At 64.0% G+C, this 15974-nt stretch carries 21 protein-coding genes and 1 tRNA gene; 10 read left to right on the top strand and 12 right to left on the bottom strand.

Going from position 1 to position 15974, the window contains the following annotated elements:
- Positions 1-139 precede the first annotated feature (139 nt).
- The 3 genes from epmA to ABIF91_RS38115 are packed head-to-tail and all read left to right on the top strand — an operon-like array spanning position 140 to position 2580.
- Positions 140-1192 carry an EF-P lysine aminoacylase EpmA gene (gene epmA, locus ABIF91_RS38125; RefSeq protein ID WP_028177545.1) on the top strand — a complete coding sequence of 351 codons (1053 nt, stop codon included), beginning with the start codon at positions 140-142 and terminating at the stop codon, positions 1190-1192.
- A complete protein-coding gene (locus ABIF91_RS38120; protein ID WP_424579713.1) occupies positions 1189-2283 on the top strand; it encodes a lysine-2,3-aminomutase-like protein in 1095 nt (364 codons plus the stop codon). Before epmA ends, ABIF91_RS38120 begins: the two co-directional genes overlap by 4 nt.
- A 42-nt stretch (positions 2284-2325) precedes the next feature.
- A complete protein-coding gene (locus ABIF91_RS38115; RefSeq protein ID WP_028177543.1) occupies positions 2326-2580 on the top strand; it encodes a hypothetical protein in 255 nt (84 codons plus the stop codon).
- Between the two features lie 167 nt (positions 2581-2747).
- Here the strand turns inward: ABIF91_RS38115 and ABIF91_RS38110 are convergent, their stop codons facing one another.
- The 8 genes from ABIF91_RS38110 to ABIF91_RS38075 all read right to left on the bottom strand — a co-directional run bounded on the left by ABIF91_RS38110 (position 2748) and on the right by ABIF91_RS38075 (position 9437).
- Entirely contained in the window at positions 2748-3833 is a 1086-nt protein-coding gene (locus tag ABIF91_RS38110; RefSeq protein ID WP_028177542.1) for a 3-deoxy-7-phosphoheptulonate synthase, read from the bottom strand.
- 235 nt (positions 3834-4068) lie between these two features.
- The gene (locus ABIF91_RS38105) at positions 4069-4647 is read right to left on the bottom strand and encodes an HdeD family acid-resistance protein (RefSeq protein ID WP_028177541.1); all 579 of its coding nucleotides are present in this window, start codon (positions 4645-4647) and stop codon (positions 4069-4071) included.
- 73 nt (positions 4648-4720) lie between these two features.
- Positions 4721-5761, bottom strand: coding sequence for a PrsW family glutamic-type intramembrane protease (locus ABIF91_RS38100; RefSeq protein WP_424579712.1), 1041 nt, complete (start codon positions 5759-5761; stop codon positions 4721-4723).
- A gap of 313 nt (positions 5762-6074) precedes the next feature.
- Entirely contained in the window at positions 6075-6347 is a 273-nt protein-coding gene (locus ABIF91_RS38095; RefSeq protein WP_035675605.1) for a hypothetical protein, read from the bottom strand.
- A gap of 103 nt (positions 6348-6450) precedes the next feature.
- Positions 6451-7071 (bottom strand): PilZ domain-containing protein, encoded by a 621-nt coding sequence (locus ABIF91_RS38090; RefSeq protein WP_028177538.1) that lies wholly within the window; start codon positions 7069-7071, stop codon positions 6451-6453.
- Positions 7072-7245: 174 nt separating this feature from the next.
- On the bottom strand, positions 7246-7917 hold the full coding sequence (locus ABIF91_RS38085) for a hypothetical protein (protein ID WP_028177537.1): 672 nt from the start codon (positions 7915-7917) through the stop codon (positions 7246-7248).
- Positions 7918-8379: 462 nt separating this feature from the next.
- Entirely contained in the window at positions 8380-9225 is an 846-nt protein-coding gene (locus tag ABIF91_RS38080) for a hypothetical protein (RefSeq protein ID WP_284279706.1), read from the bottom strand.
- A gap of 80 nt (positions 9226-9305) precedes the next feature.
- Complete coding sequence (locus ABIF91_RS38075; protein ID WP_283805386.1) at positions 9306-9437, bottom strand: hypothetical protein; 132 nt, start codon at positions 9435-9437, stop codon at positions 9306-9308.
- A 41-nt stretch (positions 9438-9478) separates the two neighbouring features.
- On the opposite strand from ABIF91_RS38075, the gene ABIF91_RS38070 reads away from it, so the two are divergent.
- Complete coding sequence (locus ABIF91_RS38070; protein ID WP_155251805.1) at positions 9479-9616, top strand: hypothetical protein; 138 nt, start codon at positions 9479-9481, stop codon at positions 9614-9616.
- Positions 9617-9655: 39 nt separating this feature from the next.
- Here the strand turns inward: ABIF91_RS38070 and ABIF91_RS38065 are convergent.
- A tRNA-Glu gene (locus ABIF91_RS38065) sits at positions 9656-9730 on the bottom strand.
- Positions 9731-9951: 221 nt separating this feature from the next.
- Between ABIF91_RS38065 and ABIF91_RS38060 the strand changes: the two genes are divergently transcribed.
- The 3 genes from ABIF91_RS38060 to ABIF91_RS38050 are packed head-to-tail and all read left to right on the top strand — an operon-like array spanning position 9952 to position 10681.
- Entirely contained in the window at positions 9952-10206 is a 255-nt protein-coding gene (locus ABIF91_RS38060; RefSeq protein WP_028177535.1) for a PilZ domain-containing protein, read from the top strand.
- 56 nt (positions 10207-10262) lie between these two features.
- Positions 10263-10508 (top strand): hypothetical protein, encoded by a 246-nt coding sequence (locus ABIF91_RS38055; protein ID WP_028177534.1) that lies wholly within the window; start codon positions 10263-10265, stop codon positions 10506-10508.
- A 5-nt stretch (positions 10509-10513) separates the two neighbouring features.
- Complete coding sequence (locus tag ABIF91_RS38050; RefSeq protein WP_035678397.1) at positions 10514-10681, top strand: hypothetical protein; 168 nt, start codon at positions 10514-10516, stop codon at positions 10679-10681.
- 217 nt (positions 10682-10898) lie between these two features.
- On the opposite strand, the gene ABIF91_RS38045 is transcribed toward ABIF91_RS38050, so the two are convergent.
- From ABIF91_RS38045 to ABIF91_RS38035, 3 genes are all read right to left on the bottom strand, one after another.
- Positions 10899-11537, bottom strand: a complete 639-nt coding sequence (locus ABIF91_RS38045) for a glutathione S-transferase family protein (protein ID WP_424579711.1) — start codon at positions 11535-11537, stop codon at positions 10899-10901.
- A gap of 288 nt (positions 11538-11825) precedes the next feature.
- Positions 11826-12278 (bottom strand): VOC family protein, encoded by a 453-nt coding sequence (locus ABIF91_RS38040; RefSeq protein WP_028177532.1) that lies wholly within the window; start codon positions 12276-12278, stop codon positions 11826-11828.
- Between the two features lie 137 nt (positions 12279-12415).
- Positions 12416-13075: an oxidoreductase gene (locus ABIF91_RS38035; protein ID WP_028177531.1), complete on the bottom strand. Its 660-nt coding sequence runs from the start codon at positions 13073-13075 to the stop codon at positions 12416-12418.
- 252 nt (positions 13076-13327) lie between these two features.
- Between ABIF91_RS38035 and ABIF91_RS38030 the strand changes: the two genes are divergently transcribed.
- The 3 genes from ABIF91_RS38030 (at position 13328) to ABIF91_RS38020 (ending at position 15963) form a co-directional block, all read left to right on the top strand.
- A complete protein-coding gene (locus ABIF91_RS38030) occupies positions 13328-13477 on the top strand; it encodes a hypothetical protein (protein ID WP_424579710.1) in 150 nt (49 codons plus the stop codon).
- A 37-nt stretch (positions 13478-13514) separates the two neighbouring features.
- Positions 13515-14774: an IS256 family transposase gene (locus tag ABIF91_RS38025; RefSeq protein WP_424579709.1), complete on the top strand. Its 1260-nt coding sequence runs from the start codon at positions 13515-13517 to the stop codon at positions 14772-14774.
- 59 nt (positions 14775-14833) lie between these two features.
- Positions 14834-15963 (top strand): IS3-like element ISRj2 family transposase gene (locus ABIF91_RS38020; RefSeq protein ID WP_424578686.1). Its coding sequence is split into 2 segments (ribosomal slippage): positions 14834-15092 and positions 15092-15963, totalling 1131 coding nucleotides; the frame shifts between segments, so codons are not numbered across the junction.
- Positions 15964-15974 lie beyond the last annotated feature (11 nt).

Here is a 15974-nt window from a genome sequence, read left to right as displayed (position 1 = left end):
CCCGGCGAGGGCCAGGACGTGGTCAAATTGATGGGGGACTTGGGGCCTCAAATCGGACCTCGGCGCCCGTTTCGGGCCGCAACATACTGATTTTGCCGTTGGATGCCAGCACTTTGCTGCTGGCTGGAGCGGTCGGTTAATGGCTGGGGACAAGCCGATGTCGCCGTTCTGGTCGCCCGGCAGACACCTCGACCGGCGGCCGTTCCTCCAGGCCCGGGGCGCGGTGACCGGAGCTTTACGGGCCTTTTTCGCCGAACAAGGCTTTATGGAGGTCGAAACCTCGGTCCTTCAGGTCTCCCCGGGCAACGAGACCCATCTGCACGCCCCCCGGACCGAGATCATGCGGCCCGACGGCAGCCGGGCCCGCCGATACCTGCGGACCTCGCCCGAATTCGCCTGCAAGAAGCTGCTGGCGGCGGGCGAGACGCGGATTTTCGAATTCGCCCGGGTGTTCCGGGACCGCGAGCGCGGTGACCTGCATCTGCCCGAATTCACCATGCTGGAATGGTACCGGGCGGGTGCCCCCTATGATGCCATCATGACCGATTGCGTCGTCGTGATCGCTCGTGCGGCGCAGGCGACCGGCATCGGGACCTTTTCCTTTCGCGGCAGGACCGCCGATCCCTTCGCCGAGCCCGAGCTCCTGACGGTCGCGGGTGCCTTCGAGCGCTTCGCCGGCATCGATCTGCTGTCGACAATTTCGGGTGGCGAGGGTAACCGTGACGCGCTCGCCGCGGCGGCCCGTGGCAAGGTCCGTGTGGCCGAGGACGACACATGGTCCGACATCTTCAGCAAGGTCCTGGTCGAGCATGTCGAGCCGCGTCTCGGGCAGGGGCGTTTGACCATCCTGTTCGAATACCCATCTCCAGAGGCGGCGCTGGCGCGGGTGAAGGCGGACGACCCGAGGGTCGCCGAGCGATTCGAGGTTTATGCATGCGGCGTCGAGCTCGCCAACGGCTTTGGCGAACTGACCGATGCGGAGGAGCAGCGAAAACGCTTCACGGAATCGATGACGGAGAAGCAGCGCCGCTACGGCGAAGCCTATCCGCTCGACGAGGACTTTCTGGCCGCGGTCGCCGCAATGCCGGAGGCGAGTGGTGTCGCACTCGGCTTCGACCGGCTGGTCATGCTGGCGAGCGGCGCAACACGAATTGATCAGGTGGTGTGGACACCGCCTGCGGATGAGAGATGACGAAGACGAACCTTGCACGCACTTTGCGCGAGCCTACCGAGCTCGTCGCCGAGGGTCTGGCCCCCGCAGCGGCGCTGCCGGCGCTCGAACGCGTTGCCGCGCGCTATGCCGTGCAGATCACGCCGGCGCTGGTCGAGCTGATCGACACCAGCGATCCCGACGATCCCATCGCGCGACAATTCGTTCCCACCGCAGCCGAGCTGAGCCTGGAGCTGGGCGAGAATGCCGATCCGATCGGCGACCACCCGCATTCGCCAGTTCCCGGAATCGTGCATCGCTATCCCGACCGCGTGTTGTTCAAGCTCGTTCACGTCTGCGCGGTCTATTGCCGATTCTGCTTCCGCCGCGAGATGGTGGGGCCCGGCAAGGAGAATGCGCTGTCGGACAGCGCTTATCGCGCGGCGATCGACTACATCCGAGCGCACGACGAGATATGGGAAGTGATTCTGACCGGTGGCGATCCCCTGATGCTGTCGCCACGGCGGATGAGCGAGATCATGGCCGAGCTGGCTGCGATTGATCACGTCAAGATCATCCGTCTTCACACCCGCGTACCGGTGGCCGAACCCGCGCGCGTCAGCGAGGAGATGGTTGCGGCATTGAAGGTCGCGGGCGCGACCACCTGGCTGGCAGTGCACGCCAACCACGCACGCGAGCTGGCAGGGCCCGCGCGTGCTGCCTGCGCACGGCTCGTCGACGCCGGAGTTCCCTTGGTGAGCCAGTCCGTGCTGTTGCGCGGCGTCAATGACAACATCGCCGCTCTGTCGGATTTGATGCGAGCTTTCGTCGAATGCCGGATCAAGCCCTACTATCTGCATCACGGCGATCTCGCGCCGGGCACCGCGCATCTGCGAACGACGCTGGCGGAGGGACAGGACCTGATGCGGCAGCTGCGCGGGCGGGTGTCAGGACTATGTCAGCCGGACTATGTCATCGACATTCCCGGCGGCGCCGGCAAATCGCCCGTGGGGCCAGGTTACGTATTGGCGCCGCAAAATACCGCACCCGATGCGGATGATGCGGGAGCCGAAACGCGGTATCGTATCTTGGATTATTGCGGCGGCGTTCATCTTTACCCGCCCGAAATCTGAGCGGGGTAGAGAGTGTGCCGATCTGAAAATGGAGCACTGAAAATGAAGAAGATCATGGTGGCAACATCGCTCGTGGTCTTGCTTGGTGGCGAGGCGGTTGCGCAGACCAACGGCTCGAAGGGATCGACCTCCGGCGGCGCAAGCCGTGGAACGGCGTGGCCGGCGCCTGTTGGTCACCGCCAGCCGCGTGCGGCTGACGTGCCGAGTGAGAAGAATCTGAGCGATCCGAACACCCCCGCGAACAAGGAAGATGCGGAGCTCGATCGCAAGATCAGGAGCATCTGCCGCGGCTGCTGATTGCTTCACCTCTCCCGAAGGGAGAGGTCGGATCGCATCAAAGATGCGGTCCGGGTGAGGGTTACACTCTCGCCCCAACGCTGCGACCGCTCACCCGGATTGCTGCGCAATCCGACCTCTCCCGTCGGGGAGAGGTGATGAGCCAGCCAACCCAGCCGAGTCGTTGCTCAGGCCGACCGTTCGTGCCGCCCTGCGTGCCGGGTGTTGCGACGGATTTCGACGGCGTCGGCGAGCTGCTCGAGCGCGCTTGCCGTGGTCGGCCAGTCGATGCAGCCGTCGGTGATGCTCTGGCCGTAGGTGAGCGGCTTGCCCGGCACCACGTCCTGGCGACCGGCGACGATGTTGCTCTCGATCATCGCGCCCATGATGCGGCTCTCGCCGCCCGAGATCTGACTGGCGATGTCGGCCATCACCAGCGGCTGGTTCTCCGGCTTCTTGCTCGAATTGGCGTGGCTTGCATCGACCATCACGAGCGGCGCGACGCCGGATTTGGTCAATTCGTTGCAGGCGGCCGCAACGCTTGCCGCGTCGTAGTTGGGCCTGCTGCCGCCGCGCAGGATGATGTGGCAGTCCTCGTTGCCCGCGGTCGAGGCGATCGCCGAACGGCCGAGCTTCGTCACCGCCATGAAATGATGCGGATGCGAGGCCGACTTCACCGCGTCCGCCGCGATCCGCACGTTGCCGTCGGTGCCGTTCTTGAAGCCGACCGGGCAGGACAGCCCCGAGGCCAGCTCGCGATGGATCTGGCTCTCGGTCGTGCGTGCGCCGATCGCCGCCCAGGAGACGAGGTCGGCGATGTATTGCGGCGTCGTCATGTCCAGGAATTCGGTGCCTGCGGGCAGACCGAGATTGTTCACGGCCGACAGCACGTTGCGCGCCAGCCGCAGGCCCCTGTTGATGTCGAAGCTGCCGTCGAGATTGGGGTCGTTGATCAGGCCCTTCCAGCCGACGGTGGTCCGCGGCTTCTCGAAATAGACCCGCATCACGATCTCGAGCTGGTCGGCAAGGTCCTCGCGCAAGCGCGCAAGGCGCTCGGCGTAGTCGAGCGCGGCCTCGGGATCATGCACCGAGCAGGGGCCGACCACGACCAGCAGGCGGTCGTCCTGGCCGCCCAGGATGGCGTGGATGGCATTGCGGGCGGCCATCACCACGCGCGTCGCGGTGAGCGTGCGCGGGACCTCCCGCATCACCTCTTCCGGCGTGCTCAGTTCTTTCAGTTCGCGGATACGAAGATCGTCGGTCGTGCTCAGCACGGCGGGCTCCTGTCTGTTTTAGAACCTGCCGGCCAATAAAAAAGCCGCCAGGTCTGGCGGCTTGTTCGGACGTTTGCTGCAATGTGTCAGATTGAGCGCGATCCTCCCGCCGCCAGCGAGCTGTCGTAGCTAAAGTACCAAAAATAGCTGGTGGCGACGGTGATCATGGCAGGCCATATAGCCTGCCGCTGGCGGCTTGTCACCCCCCAATCGGCGCGTAGGGCGGCGAGGCGCCTCAGGTCTTGCTGTTGCGTGCGGCCATTGCCATGCCGATCAAGGTGGCGCCGCCGAACAGCAGGTTGATACCGACGAGCACGCCGATCGCCCAATCCGCCGAGCTCGGCAGTCCCGTGATCACCATGAACGAGATCGCGATGTCGACGAGACCGGAGACCAGGAGCCACGACCAGCGGCCGCTCAGCTCGCGGCGGTGCTCCAGCGCGTACATGATGGTGGCGACGCCCTCCGCGAGGAAATAGGCGCCGAGCACGATGGTCAGCGTCAGTACGGCCTGCATCGGCCGGGCCAGCAGCAGCATGCCGGTGAGCACGGCCAGGGCGGCGGAGATCAGCGACCACCAGAAGCCGGGCGTGCTGCGCGCCCAATAGGTCGCGATCAGTCCGCCGATGCCGCCGATCAGGAACATCCAGCCGAGGAAGATTGCTGTCGCAAGACTGGCGAGCGGCGGCAGGACCAAAGCGGCAATGCCGAGAACCACGAGCAGGATGCCCTCGAACAGGAAGGCCTTCCAATGCGTCTTGACCGCCTGGTTCATTGCGGATTGCAGCCGTGAAAATTCCTCAGGCGATGTCATGAAGTCCTCGATCTCGTCAGCAGCCCATGCCGCTCAATCTAGTATGTGTGCACCGCGCTTGCCATCGCGCGGCTCAGCCGCCGCCGGGCGCCGACGAAAAGCCTTCCGCGCTGGTGCGGATGCGGTTGCGGCCGAGAATGTAGATCGCCGTCGTGACAATCAGAAGCGCGAGGCCGAGCAGGATCGAGACGAAACCAATCGGGATCAGCGCCAGCGTCAGGTTGCGCTCGGGGTTGATCAGCCAGTGATGGATCGAGGTCAGCACGAAGGCGAGCCCCAGAAAGCCGATGCCGCCGCCGGCCAGCAGCAGCGCCCACATCCGGCGGAGCTGGCTGAGCCGCTCGCGCGCGACATCGGTTCGCGGCGCATGGTGGCGCGCGACGCGCCGGACCAGGCGGATGGCGAAAGCAATCGAGCCGAAGCCGACCAGGAGGCTCGCGGCGCCCAGCCACATCCGGAGCGTCGGATCGAGATCGGGCATGCGCTGGAGCGCCAGCAGCGGGAAGTCGAAGGCCGAATGCAGCGCGAGCGGGGCGGCGAAGATCAATAGCCGGCTGGAGAGGCGTGCCCAGTCGCGATGGCGGCGGTTCACGCCCAGTGCCGTGCCTGCGCGCGCGATCGTCAGGTAGGCGCCCGCGATGATGCCGAGTGCGCCGTGGAAGGGCACGGTCAGCACGCTGCGCAGGGCGGCCAGCGAGCGCCACATCTCCGCGTGCTGGACCAGATAGGCGAGGTTCTCGTAGGCGGCGAAGCCGAGGCCGACCGCGGCGCCATAGACCACGGTGTCCATTGGATTGGAGAAGGTCCGCCGCTTGGTCGACGAAATCAGCACGATGGCGATCACCTTGACGGCCTCCTCAGGCAGCGCGACGCCGAAGATCGAATGCATGGCCAGCGCCGCCCAGGGGTCGTCGGGGGCCGCGACCATCTTGGCGAAGGGAGCGCGGGCGAGCCCAAGGAGCGAAATGCTGGCCGCGCCGAGCAGGAAGGCAGTCCAGACCTGGGCCGGCGGGCCAGGGCGCTCCTCGGCAGCGATGACAAGCCACAGCATCAGCAGCGCCGGGGCGATGGCCGCAGTTCCAATGACGGTGGGGAGCGCTTCGATCAGGTACATTGGCGCCGAAAATAGGTTCCCTTGATCCGCTTATCTACGTCGGGCCGATGCGACCATGTGTCATGCGCCTGCTGTCCGCTCGCTGAACGCGGGCGATAGCTGCCGTTCATTCCCGTCGCCTGCAAAGAAGTAGAATATAAGCGCAATCAATTGCATGACAAAAAATGCTCGTCATCCATGGCAACGATCGCGCATCGGATGTCGGGTCGAGATTTGTGAGCGAGATCAAGGAAATGCGCAGGTTTCTTCGATCCACCGCGCACCTGTCCCGGCAGTGGATCCGCAGGCGGGATGGCGTCGGCAGGGATGTGTATCAATGCGTGGTGAATGGCGGCGGCGCGCCGGGAGCAACGTCGAAGGCGCCGAGGTGGAATTCTTCGCCGATCGATGCGTCCGGATCGGCCGGTTGCGCCAGCAGGGTGAACGCAGCCTGTGGGTATCGCTTCCATATCTCGATATCGCCGGCGGTGATGGTGAGCCAGCCGAACGTGTACATGTAGCGGCCGGGCTCGGTGACCCGGCCGACCCTGTCCCAAGTGATCTTATCGACTGTGATCTTGTCAGCTGTGATCTTGTCGACTGCCATTCGGTCCCCCGAGCGCAAGTCTGCACATGACGTCCGGCCCGAGGCACAGACCTACATAGGCTGAGACCGCATTTTGGCCGCGATAGGGCAGCGATCCGGTGGATCAGGCCGGTTGCGATGAGCGCACGATCAGGCGGACGAGGTCGTCCCGGGACTGCTTCTCGGCGAATTTGACCGCAAAGCCATGCGCGAATTTGCGGATCACCCGCCCGACGCAGGCGCCGACCGCAAGCGGGGTTCCGACCGGCGGATCGTACTCGGAGGACACCGCGACGCCGGCGGTCGAGACGTCGATGATGAAGCAGGAATGAGTGCTCCCGTCCGCAAGGGTCAGGACCGTGTGCGAGACCTGCGGAACGAAGCGCGCGTCACGCCGTAGCTCGCGAACGCTGGCATCCTTCTGCTTCTTCTCGAGCCAGGTCAGCTTTTCCGACATCCAGGCGCGCCGCGCCCGCGTCATGTCGAGCTCCATCAGGAAGCCCGCCTTCAGTGTCGCGCTGATGGTGCACTGGAATTCGCCGAAATCCTGGAAGTAGGAGGTCACGCGCTCGCCGACCTTGCCGACGACAGGCACGTCCACGATCATGCGGAAGGGCGAGACGCGCTTGGTCCGGCAGGCGAAGCTGCGGAGCTTGCCCTCGCAATCGTACCAGCGGGAGAGCGAGTAGCTGCCGCTCACCGCAACGTCCACGGCCCGTTGCCTGAGAAACTCTTCGACGGACATGAGCGCCGATCTGTTTGGGATTCCGTGGGTCCACGGCTAGCGGCCAAACTCTAAGCAATTGATACCGGCGCACATGAGCAGGGGTAAATTTCCGGTAAACGCGCGGACCAGAGTCGTGCGATGGCTCGCGGCGTAAGGTCGCAACATCGTCACTGCGGAATCAAGCTGTGGCGTTCAGACCAACAGCACCAGCAGCGCCAGCACGCCGACGAGAACGACGGTCTTTATCGTCGTCCAGGCCAGGCCGTCCGGCCTGATCGACAAGTTGAACCACGGAGCTCCGCGCCGGATCGTCAGCGCGGCGAGCGCATCGAAAATGGCGAACGCGAGAGCGATGCCGGCGATCCAAAACCATGAGGCGGCCGGTGGCATCCACGCGGCGAGAAAGGCGGGGACGGAGCTTCTCATGGATACGAGCAGCGCGATCCAGGCGAACCAGAACACGGAGCTCTTGACGATCTCGGGGCCGATCGTATCGGGCTCAAACCTGATCCCGACCGCTCCGAGCGCGTTTTCGATGCGCGTGCCGTCGCCCAGGAAGAGAAACGTGCCGAGGTAGAGAGGAACGCTGGACTGGAACAGGAGCGCAATGAGGCCGAACAGGATTGCGTAGCCGCAGGCATCACCGAAAATCGTCATACCCGCCGCGAGCGGCGACGATATCTTGGGCTGCGTCTTGGGCTGCGCAGCCGCGGCCAGGCGCTGCGGAAGCGATCTGGCGCGCGCCATGTGCTCGAGCATCCTGGCAAGCCGGTCCGGCGCATGGGGGGCCGCGCGATGCATCCAGGCCGGCAGCTGCGGGGCAGCGCCGGAATGGCTGTTGGGCATGGTCTCGCGCGGCTCCATGGGCCTGTACCGGTTCCGATCGGAGATTGGTCGGAGGGCGGAGGCGGGGAGTTCATGCCGCGGGGGAGGATTATCGGCGTTGACGAGCCACCGCGCAGCTGGCGCTCCCTGGCGCAAGGGCCATCATGAGCAATCTCAGATGGTTAATCCCGGTGATTCGCCAGCATGTTGCTCCCCGGTCCCGGATCGCTGGCTAACCTGCTAAAGGGGCGCCGAAGGCCGAGGCTGAAGGACGCCGAGGCTTCGCCCAAGCCGGGCGTGCCAAGCTGAAGGGGATCGGTTAAGAGAAGGCCGTCATGCGTAGAAAGCCAACCGACCCTGCTGCCTCACCAGCCCCAGACGCGGCGCTTCAAGTTCGGATCGAGCGAATGGCCAGATGGGTTGGCAGGGTCACCGCTGTGCTGGTCCCACTGGTCACAATCGTCTCACTCGTCTTTTGGCGCCGACCGTGAACTCGACGGCTCATCTCCACCGGGTCTGCGTCTCGACGTTGCGCCCGAGCACCGTACTGATCTTGGCGAAGATTCTGAACCACCTCACCCGAAGTCGCGTGTACGGGATCGTTCCTGGCTGCGGTGAGAACAGCCGGCCGTCCTTTTCCCGCCAGCGTCGCAGCTGCCACTGCATGTATCGCTTGTGAGCGACCCGATAATAGTGCGCGACAGCGGGTTGCATCGTCGCTATGGGGATCGCGTGCGCACGCAGGCATTCGGACAGAGCGATCTGCTCGATGGTGAGCTGCCGTGCGCCATGGTCGAGCACGGCATCGATCCATGCTATGGCATCCTGCACCACCGGAAGATGCCGCTCCGGATCAACGGCCGTGAGCCCACTGTTGTATTCAACGGCGAGCTTTGGATCGTAGCGATAGGGACCTGCATTGGGCAGACTGGTTGCGAACCCCGCGAGCTGGGGCATGGGATTGCGGCCGTGACGGCGATCGACGGCGACAGCACCGGATCTCAGTGAGGCCAACAGACGTTCGAAGAATCCCTCGCGGAAGAAGGTGTCGGTGTCAGCCATGACGCAATAGTTCGTGCTGGTCTCCATTTCCTTCAGGAGGACGCATGGCTTGATGCGGTGATGGTAGAGACCATCGCGGGAAAATTCCGAAATCTTGCCGGAGATGTCGACCAGCCGAACCGGCAAATCCGCGTGGCGATATGGTTTGTCAGTGTAAACGACAACATCCAAAGCGAATGGGCGGCCCCAATATAGCAAGGTCGAAAGACTGTACCTCAGCTCCAATTGGAGCCGCTCCATGTCGCCATACTCAACGTAGATGAACGTGAGCCCCCGGGGCGTCATCGCTGCGGATCCATAGATTGAAACCGCACCGGTAGCCGAGTTTCTGCGCAGAAACAATGTGTCCGCGGCTCGAGCATCTGCTACCGCCGCTTGATCTCCCGGTAAGCTTTGCGGGCCTTCTCTTGCACCTCCCGCATCTGCCTGCGCAGGTCATTGATCAGCTCGGACCGGCTCTTGGCGTCCTGGGTCTTGCCGCCCGGTGGTCTGTGCAAGACGCTCTCCAAGCAGCCCGCGCTCCACAAGGCGACGACGCGTGGGGCAGATCGACGTGCTTGGCCACGACAGCATCGAGCACGCCGAACTCCATATCCGAGAGCCTGAACAGCAGGTCACGGCGGCGATGGCGATGGAACCGCTGATGAACCGGCGGAGGCCGAAGATGGGTGGCTAACCACCCCGGCCAACCTGCCTGCATCGCCATAGGTGTTTTTGGCGCTCCCTAGCGGAATCGAACCGCTCTCTCCACCGTGAAAGGGTGGCGTCCTAACCGATAGACGAAGGGAGCAAACGCAGGGCCCCGCCGCTTGCCACGGCACGGCCGCTGGCCGGCCGAACAGCGCCCGGCGGCTTGCAGCGGGCGAACGTATAGTGGCGTTTGCGCTCCCGGGCAAGCCGTTCGGGAACGGACTTTTGGCGCCCGTGGATAGCGTGGACCGGGGGCATCGGGGGCGATTTCAACGGTTTCTTAGGGTTCCCTGCGTAGCGCTGGAGCGGGAGATTTTCCAGATGCCACCGCCGAAAAAGCGCGCTGCCCGCAAGCTGTTGTCGCAACACGCCTGGATCACCCTCGACGGCGGCTTCGCCGCGCGGCATTGCCTGGTCCGGGACATCTCGGACACGGGCGCGAAAATCACGCTGGACGAGGACGCGAGCCAGCTTCCGGGCGTGATCCGGATGGCCTTCGCGCGCGACGCGCGCACCGGGCGGAGCTGCCAGGTGGTCTGGCGCCGCGGCAAGTCGGCCGGCGTCAAGTTCATCTGATCGCGGACGCGGACGCCCCGATGGCGCGCCCCGCCGGTCCGGGCTACAAGGCGGCGATGCGCACGCCGCTCCTCATCCTGATCTCGTTGCTGGCCACGTCCGCGACCGCGGCCGAGAGCCTTCGCCTTCCGCCTGCCGAACGGCAGCAAGCGGGCAACGCCCCGCCGTTGAAGAGCACCGCCGGAAAGGCAAGAGCGGGCTCCTGCGCCTCCTACGGCCCGCGCTTCGTCATGGTCGAGGGCACCGGGACCTGCGTGAAGGTCGGTGGCTCGATCAGCATCGACACCAGCGTCAGGCGCTAAGGGCCATGCCGGCGGATCTGCTGCGGCTCGACCTCATCGTTCCCATCATGATGTATTGCGCGCTGCTGTGGTGGGTCGGCCGCGGCCTGAGCTGGACGGCACGGCTGGCGACCGCCGTGGTGACGCTGGTGCTTATCATCGCCGTCCTGCTGGTCGAGCGCGGCTGGCGCTGAAGCCCAGACAAAACTGCGAAAACAACCCCATGCACAGTAGCCAAGTCACGGCAAACGCTGGTCATTCCGCTCTTAGGATTTAGCGAATATGGCTTTGACGCGTCGGGCAAAACAGGGGTATGATGTCATCGTTGAAAGGTGCGGCCGATAGATCGCGCGGCTTGCTCAGACATCACCTCCGCTCGCGCGATCACTGCAGCTTGCACGCTGCCAGCGGTCACGACATCGGCGGTGCGACGAACTGTGCGAATCCGGGCCGTTTGCCGAGCTCGGCGAGCCAGCGGGCGAGGTGCGGCTGCGCGGGTCGGCTGATGCCTTCGACCCCGAGCCAGCGCCGCGCATAGGACCCGATCGCGATGTCGGCCAGCGTGAACGCATCGCCCTCGATGAAGCGGCGCGAAGAGAGCAGGCGGTCGGCGATGGCCCAGACCTCGGCGGCGGCATCGGCATCGCGCTGCACCTGGATCATGTCGCGTTCGGCGGGCGCCGTGCGCACGATGCCCCAGAACACCGGGCGGTCGACCGGCTGCACCGTCGACAGCGTCCAGTCGAGCCAGCGGTCGACCGAGGCGCGCTGCTTCGGCGCCTCCGGGTAGATCGGCGTGCCGCTTCCATGCGCGAGGCAGAGATAGCGCATGATCGCGTTGGACTCCCACAGCACGAAGTCGCCCTCGACCAGCGTCGGGATCCGCGCATTGGGGTTCATCGCGAGATAATCAGCCTCGCGGGTCTTGCCGTATTGCATGCCGGCGTCGACGCGCTCGCAAGCGAGGCCGAGCTCGGTCAGGCACCACAGCACCTTCTGCACGTTGACCGAATTGGCACGGCCCCAGATCGTCAGCTTGGTCTCAGGCATGAAGCGTCTCCCCGCATTGTCGCTTGTTGCGGGTGATAGCGGAATCCGGTGCGCGGAGCGATGCGCGATTGCGGCGCGCCCCTCATGCAAAAAGCTCCGCACACGGCGGAGCTTTCGTTGCAAAGTTCAACCCGACGGGTCAGCGGCCGAAGAACAGCCACAACAGAATGATCACCGGGATCGGCACGCCAATCATCCAAAGCAACAGCCCTCTCGCCATCGCATCCTCCTCCAATTGCATCACTGGAGGGTGAACGCGGGCCGCGCGCGCTTGTTCCGCGCGCAAACCTACCAATGACCGGTGTTCGGCATCGAGGCCCACGGCTCCTGCGGCGGCTTCGGATCGCCCTTCTGCAGCAGCTCGATCGAGTGCAGGTCCGGCGAGCGCACGAAGGCCATGTTGCCGTCGCGCGGGGGACGGTTGATGGTGACGCCGGCCTTCATCAGCTTCTCGCAAGTGGCGTAGATGTCGTCGACCTCATAGGCGAGATGGCCGAAGAAGCGATCCTCGCCGTAGGTCTCCTCGTCCCAATTGTAAGTGAGCTCGACCAGCGGCGCGCCGCGCGTCGGCGGCTGCTTTTTCAAGGCCTCGAGATCGTCCGACGAGCACAGGAACACCAGCGTGAACCGGCCCTTGTCGTTCTCGATCCGCCGCACCTCCTTCAAGCCGAAAGCATCAACATAGAATTTCAGCGCGACATCGAGATTGCGCACGCGCAGCATGGTGTGGAGGTATCGCATGGTTGTTGCTCCCTGGAACGGATGGAGAGTTTTGTATTGGGACGGGACGGCGGGGTAGGAAATAGCAGGAAAAGAAGAGGAGGGGCAGGGGGCCGAGGCAAATGTGCGTGAAGGGTGCCGGGACGGCTCGGACTGCATCACGTTCGAAGCAGTGCCGCCATCTCTTTCCAATGATAGATTCGCACCTTCTCGGTTTGATGCCGCGCGGCTTTGGCGATGGCGTGCGCGATGTCGTGCCCGGCGAGCCCGCGATACCGGTCGGCTGGGCCAACGAGCAGCGGATTGAGCACGCCCCATATCGTGATGATGAGGCGTTCACGCGGGCGGTCCTCGTCGCGCTCGCCGAGGATCATCGACGGGCGGAAAATATGCGTGTGATCGAAATCGAGCGAGAGAATGTCCCGCTCCACCTCGCCCTTGGTCTTGAGATAGAACACGCCGGAGCCGGCGTTGGCGCCAACGGCCGTGACCAGAAACACCGAGCGCGCGCCGTTCGCCCTGGCGATCTCGGCCGCCAACAGCGGATAGTCATGATCGATCTTGTAGTACTCGGCCTCGTCAGGGGTGTGCTTGCGCGTCGTCCCCAGCGCGATGAAGATCTCATCTCCAACCAGTTGCGGCTTGAGTGCGGGCAGGGAAGCGAGATCGCCGATCAGCACCGTGAGCTTCGGATGGCTTACCGCCAGCGGCTTGCGGGCCACCGCCACAACCTGCGAATAGTCGGGACTGTCCAACAGGTCGCGCAGCAAATGCGAGCCGATGAAGCCGGTTGCGCCGAAGACAAGTGCGGTTTTCATTCAAGCCACCGTTTTGCGTTGACTGCCTGATCGCTCATTGAAAGTTAGGGGGAGTGGCGCCCGAGGTCGTGCAGGCTGCGCAATATCCGGATCGAGGTTTCCGTTACGGTACAGGCCGCGACATGGCGTGCCGACAGTGCACTCAACTGGCATTGTCTGCGGCCCGCTCGAATCCGGACAACACCTTTGGGAGCTAGTGCACTGTCACCGCAATCACGGCGGCTCTCAAAATTATCAATGGAGAGCTGTGCCGTGTCCGACCATAAATTCGAGATCAGCTTTTGGGGTATCAAGATCAGCGCTCCAGGTCCGGCCGGCATCAGTGCCGCCGTCCTTGCCGTGGAGCTATGGCGGAATCTGGGTGATGACGGTGTGAGGAAGGCGGCGTATCGAGGCGGGTGACGAGCCTGCCAGAACCTCTCGAGGAGAGCGATACGCCATGACCGAGACTACCAATGTTCTTGCTTTCCGTCAGCCGTCCGCGGTTGATGATCCACTGACCGATATCGTTCGTGCCGGCGCGCGGGACCTGCTTGCCAGGGCGATCGAGATCGAGGTTGGCGCGTTTCTGGCCAGCACGGCCAATCTGACGCTGCCCGACGGTCGAGCGCGCCTGGTCCGACATGGGCACGGTCCGGTGCGCGAGATTGCGACCGGCATCGGTCCGGTGGAGGTCGCTCGTCCCAAGGTCCGCGACCGCGGAGCGAGCGGGCCAGGCGACCGCCTCCGCTTCAGTTCGGCAATCCTGCCGCTATGGGCGCGGCGGACGAAGAGCCTGGATGCCTTGATCCCGGTCCTCTATTTGCGCGGCATCTCGACCGGCGACTTCCAGGAGGCGCTCTCGGCGCTGCTCGGCAAGGATGCGCCGAACCTGTCGCCTTCGGTGATCGCCGGCCTGAAGGCCGATTGGCAGGTCGAGTACGAACGCTGGCAGAGACGCGATCTGTCGGCGCGTCGCTATGTCTACATCTGGGCCGATGGCGTGTACCTGCAGGCCCGCATGGAAGATCACAGCGAATGCATGCTGGTGCTGATTGGCACCACGCCGGAAGGCAAGAAGGAGCTGATCGGCTTCCAGGTCGGCGTGCGCGAGAGCGCGCAGAGCTGGCGCGAACTCCTGATCGACCTGCGGCAACGCGGGTTACGGATTGCCCCGCAACTCGCCATCGGCGACGGCGCCCTCGGCTTCTGGAAGGCACTGGACGAGGCCTTTCCCGGCACGCGGCACCAACGATGCTGGTGCCATAAAGTGAGCAACGTACTCGACAAGGTCGCCAAATCCGTGCAGGGCCCCATGAAGAACGACCTGCGGAACATCTATCTGGCCCCACACCGGGCCGAAGCTGAAACCGCGATCGACGTCTTCGTCGAGAAATACCACGTCAAATACGGACGTGCGGTGGAGTGCCTGATCAAGGATCGCCATGCGCTGCTCGCCTTCTTCGACTTCCCTGCTGAGCGCTGGATCCACCTACGCAGCTCGAACCCGATCGAGAGCGTCTTCGCCACGGTGCGCCACCGAACGGTGCGGACCAAGGGATCGCTGTCGCAACAAACTGCGAAGCTGATGGTGTTCAAGCTCATCGACGCCGCATCGAAGACCTGGCGGCGATTGAAGAGCACGAACCAGTTGCCGAAAGTCATCGCCGGTGTAAAGTTCATCGACGGAAAGAGCTGGCCCCGCAAATTCGGACAGTAGCTTGAGTGGATTTTCTGCCTGACAGCGGCGAGGATTCTTGCTGCGAATCAGGAGCGAAGATGACGAAGAAGAGCCGCCGGACGCATTCTCCGGCATTCAAGGCGAAGGTTGCTTTGGCTGCGGTCAAAGGCGACAAGACACTGGCGGAGCTGGCGCAACTGTTTGATGTTCATCCGAACCAGATCACGATCTGGAAAAACCAGCTCCTGGAAGGCGCCGCCGGCGTGTTTGGGCATGACAAGACATCGGCCGAGACGCCGGTCGATTTGAAGGCGTTACATGCCAAGATCGGCGAGCTGGCGTTGGAAAACGATTTTGTGTCCGGCGCGCTCACCAAGGCGGGCCTGCTGAGCGCAAAGCGATGATCGACCGCGATCATGATCTTTCTATCGTGCGCCAGGCGAAGGTCCTGAAGCTGGCTCGCAGCACGGTCTACTATGAACCTCGGCCAGTTTCGGCCGAGGACCTTGCCTTGATGCGTCGGCTCGATGAGCTGCATCTCGATTATCCCTTCGCGGGAGCGCGTATGCTGCGATCGTTGCTGCGGCGGGAGGGCGTATACGCCGGTCGCCGCCACATCGCGACGCTGATGAAGCGCATGGGGATCGAGGCGGTCTATCGTCGCCCGAACACGAGCAAGCCGGCTCCGGGTCACAAGATCTACCCGTACCTGTTGCGCGGATTGAAGATCGAGCGGCCCGACCATGCGTGGGCAATGGACATCACCTACATTCCGATGCGGCGTGGCTTCGTCTATCTCGCGGCGGTCGTCGATGTGTTCAGCCGACGGGTCCTGGCCCATCGCGTCTCGATCACAATGGAGGCGGCCTTCTGCGTCGAAGCGGTCCAGGAGGCGTTGGCGAAGCACGGCAGGCCCGAGATTTTCAACACGGATCAGGGCAGCCAGTTCACCAGCCTCGAGTTCACCGATGTGCTGCTGGACGCGAAGATCGCCATCAGCATGGACGGCAAGGGCGCCTGGCGCGACAACGTGTTTGTCGAGCGGCTCTGGCGCACGGTCAAATACGAAGAAGTATATCTCCGCGCCTACGACAGCGTGTCCGAGGCGCGAGCGTCAATTGCCAAGTATCTGGCCTTCTACAATCAGGGACGCCCTCACTCGAGCCTTGACGGGCGCACGCCCGACGAGGCTTACTTCGGCACGCAAGCTATGGTGATGGCCGCATGACCGTCGCCGAC

Origin of the sequence: Bradyrhizobium sp. USDA 241 (assembly GCF_049739505.1) — a bacterium.
GTDB classification, from domain to species: Bacteria; Pseudomonadota; Alphaproteobacteria; order Rhizobiales; family Xanthobacteraceae; genus Bradyrhizobium; species Bradyrhizobium liaoningense.
Note: the sequence above shows the minus strand (reverse complement) of the source record. Positions and strands in the feature narration are given on the sequence as shown.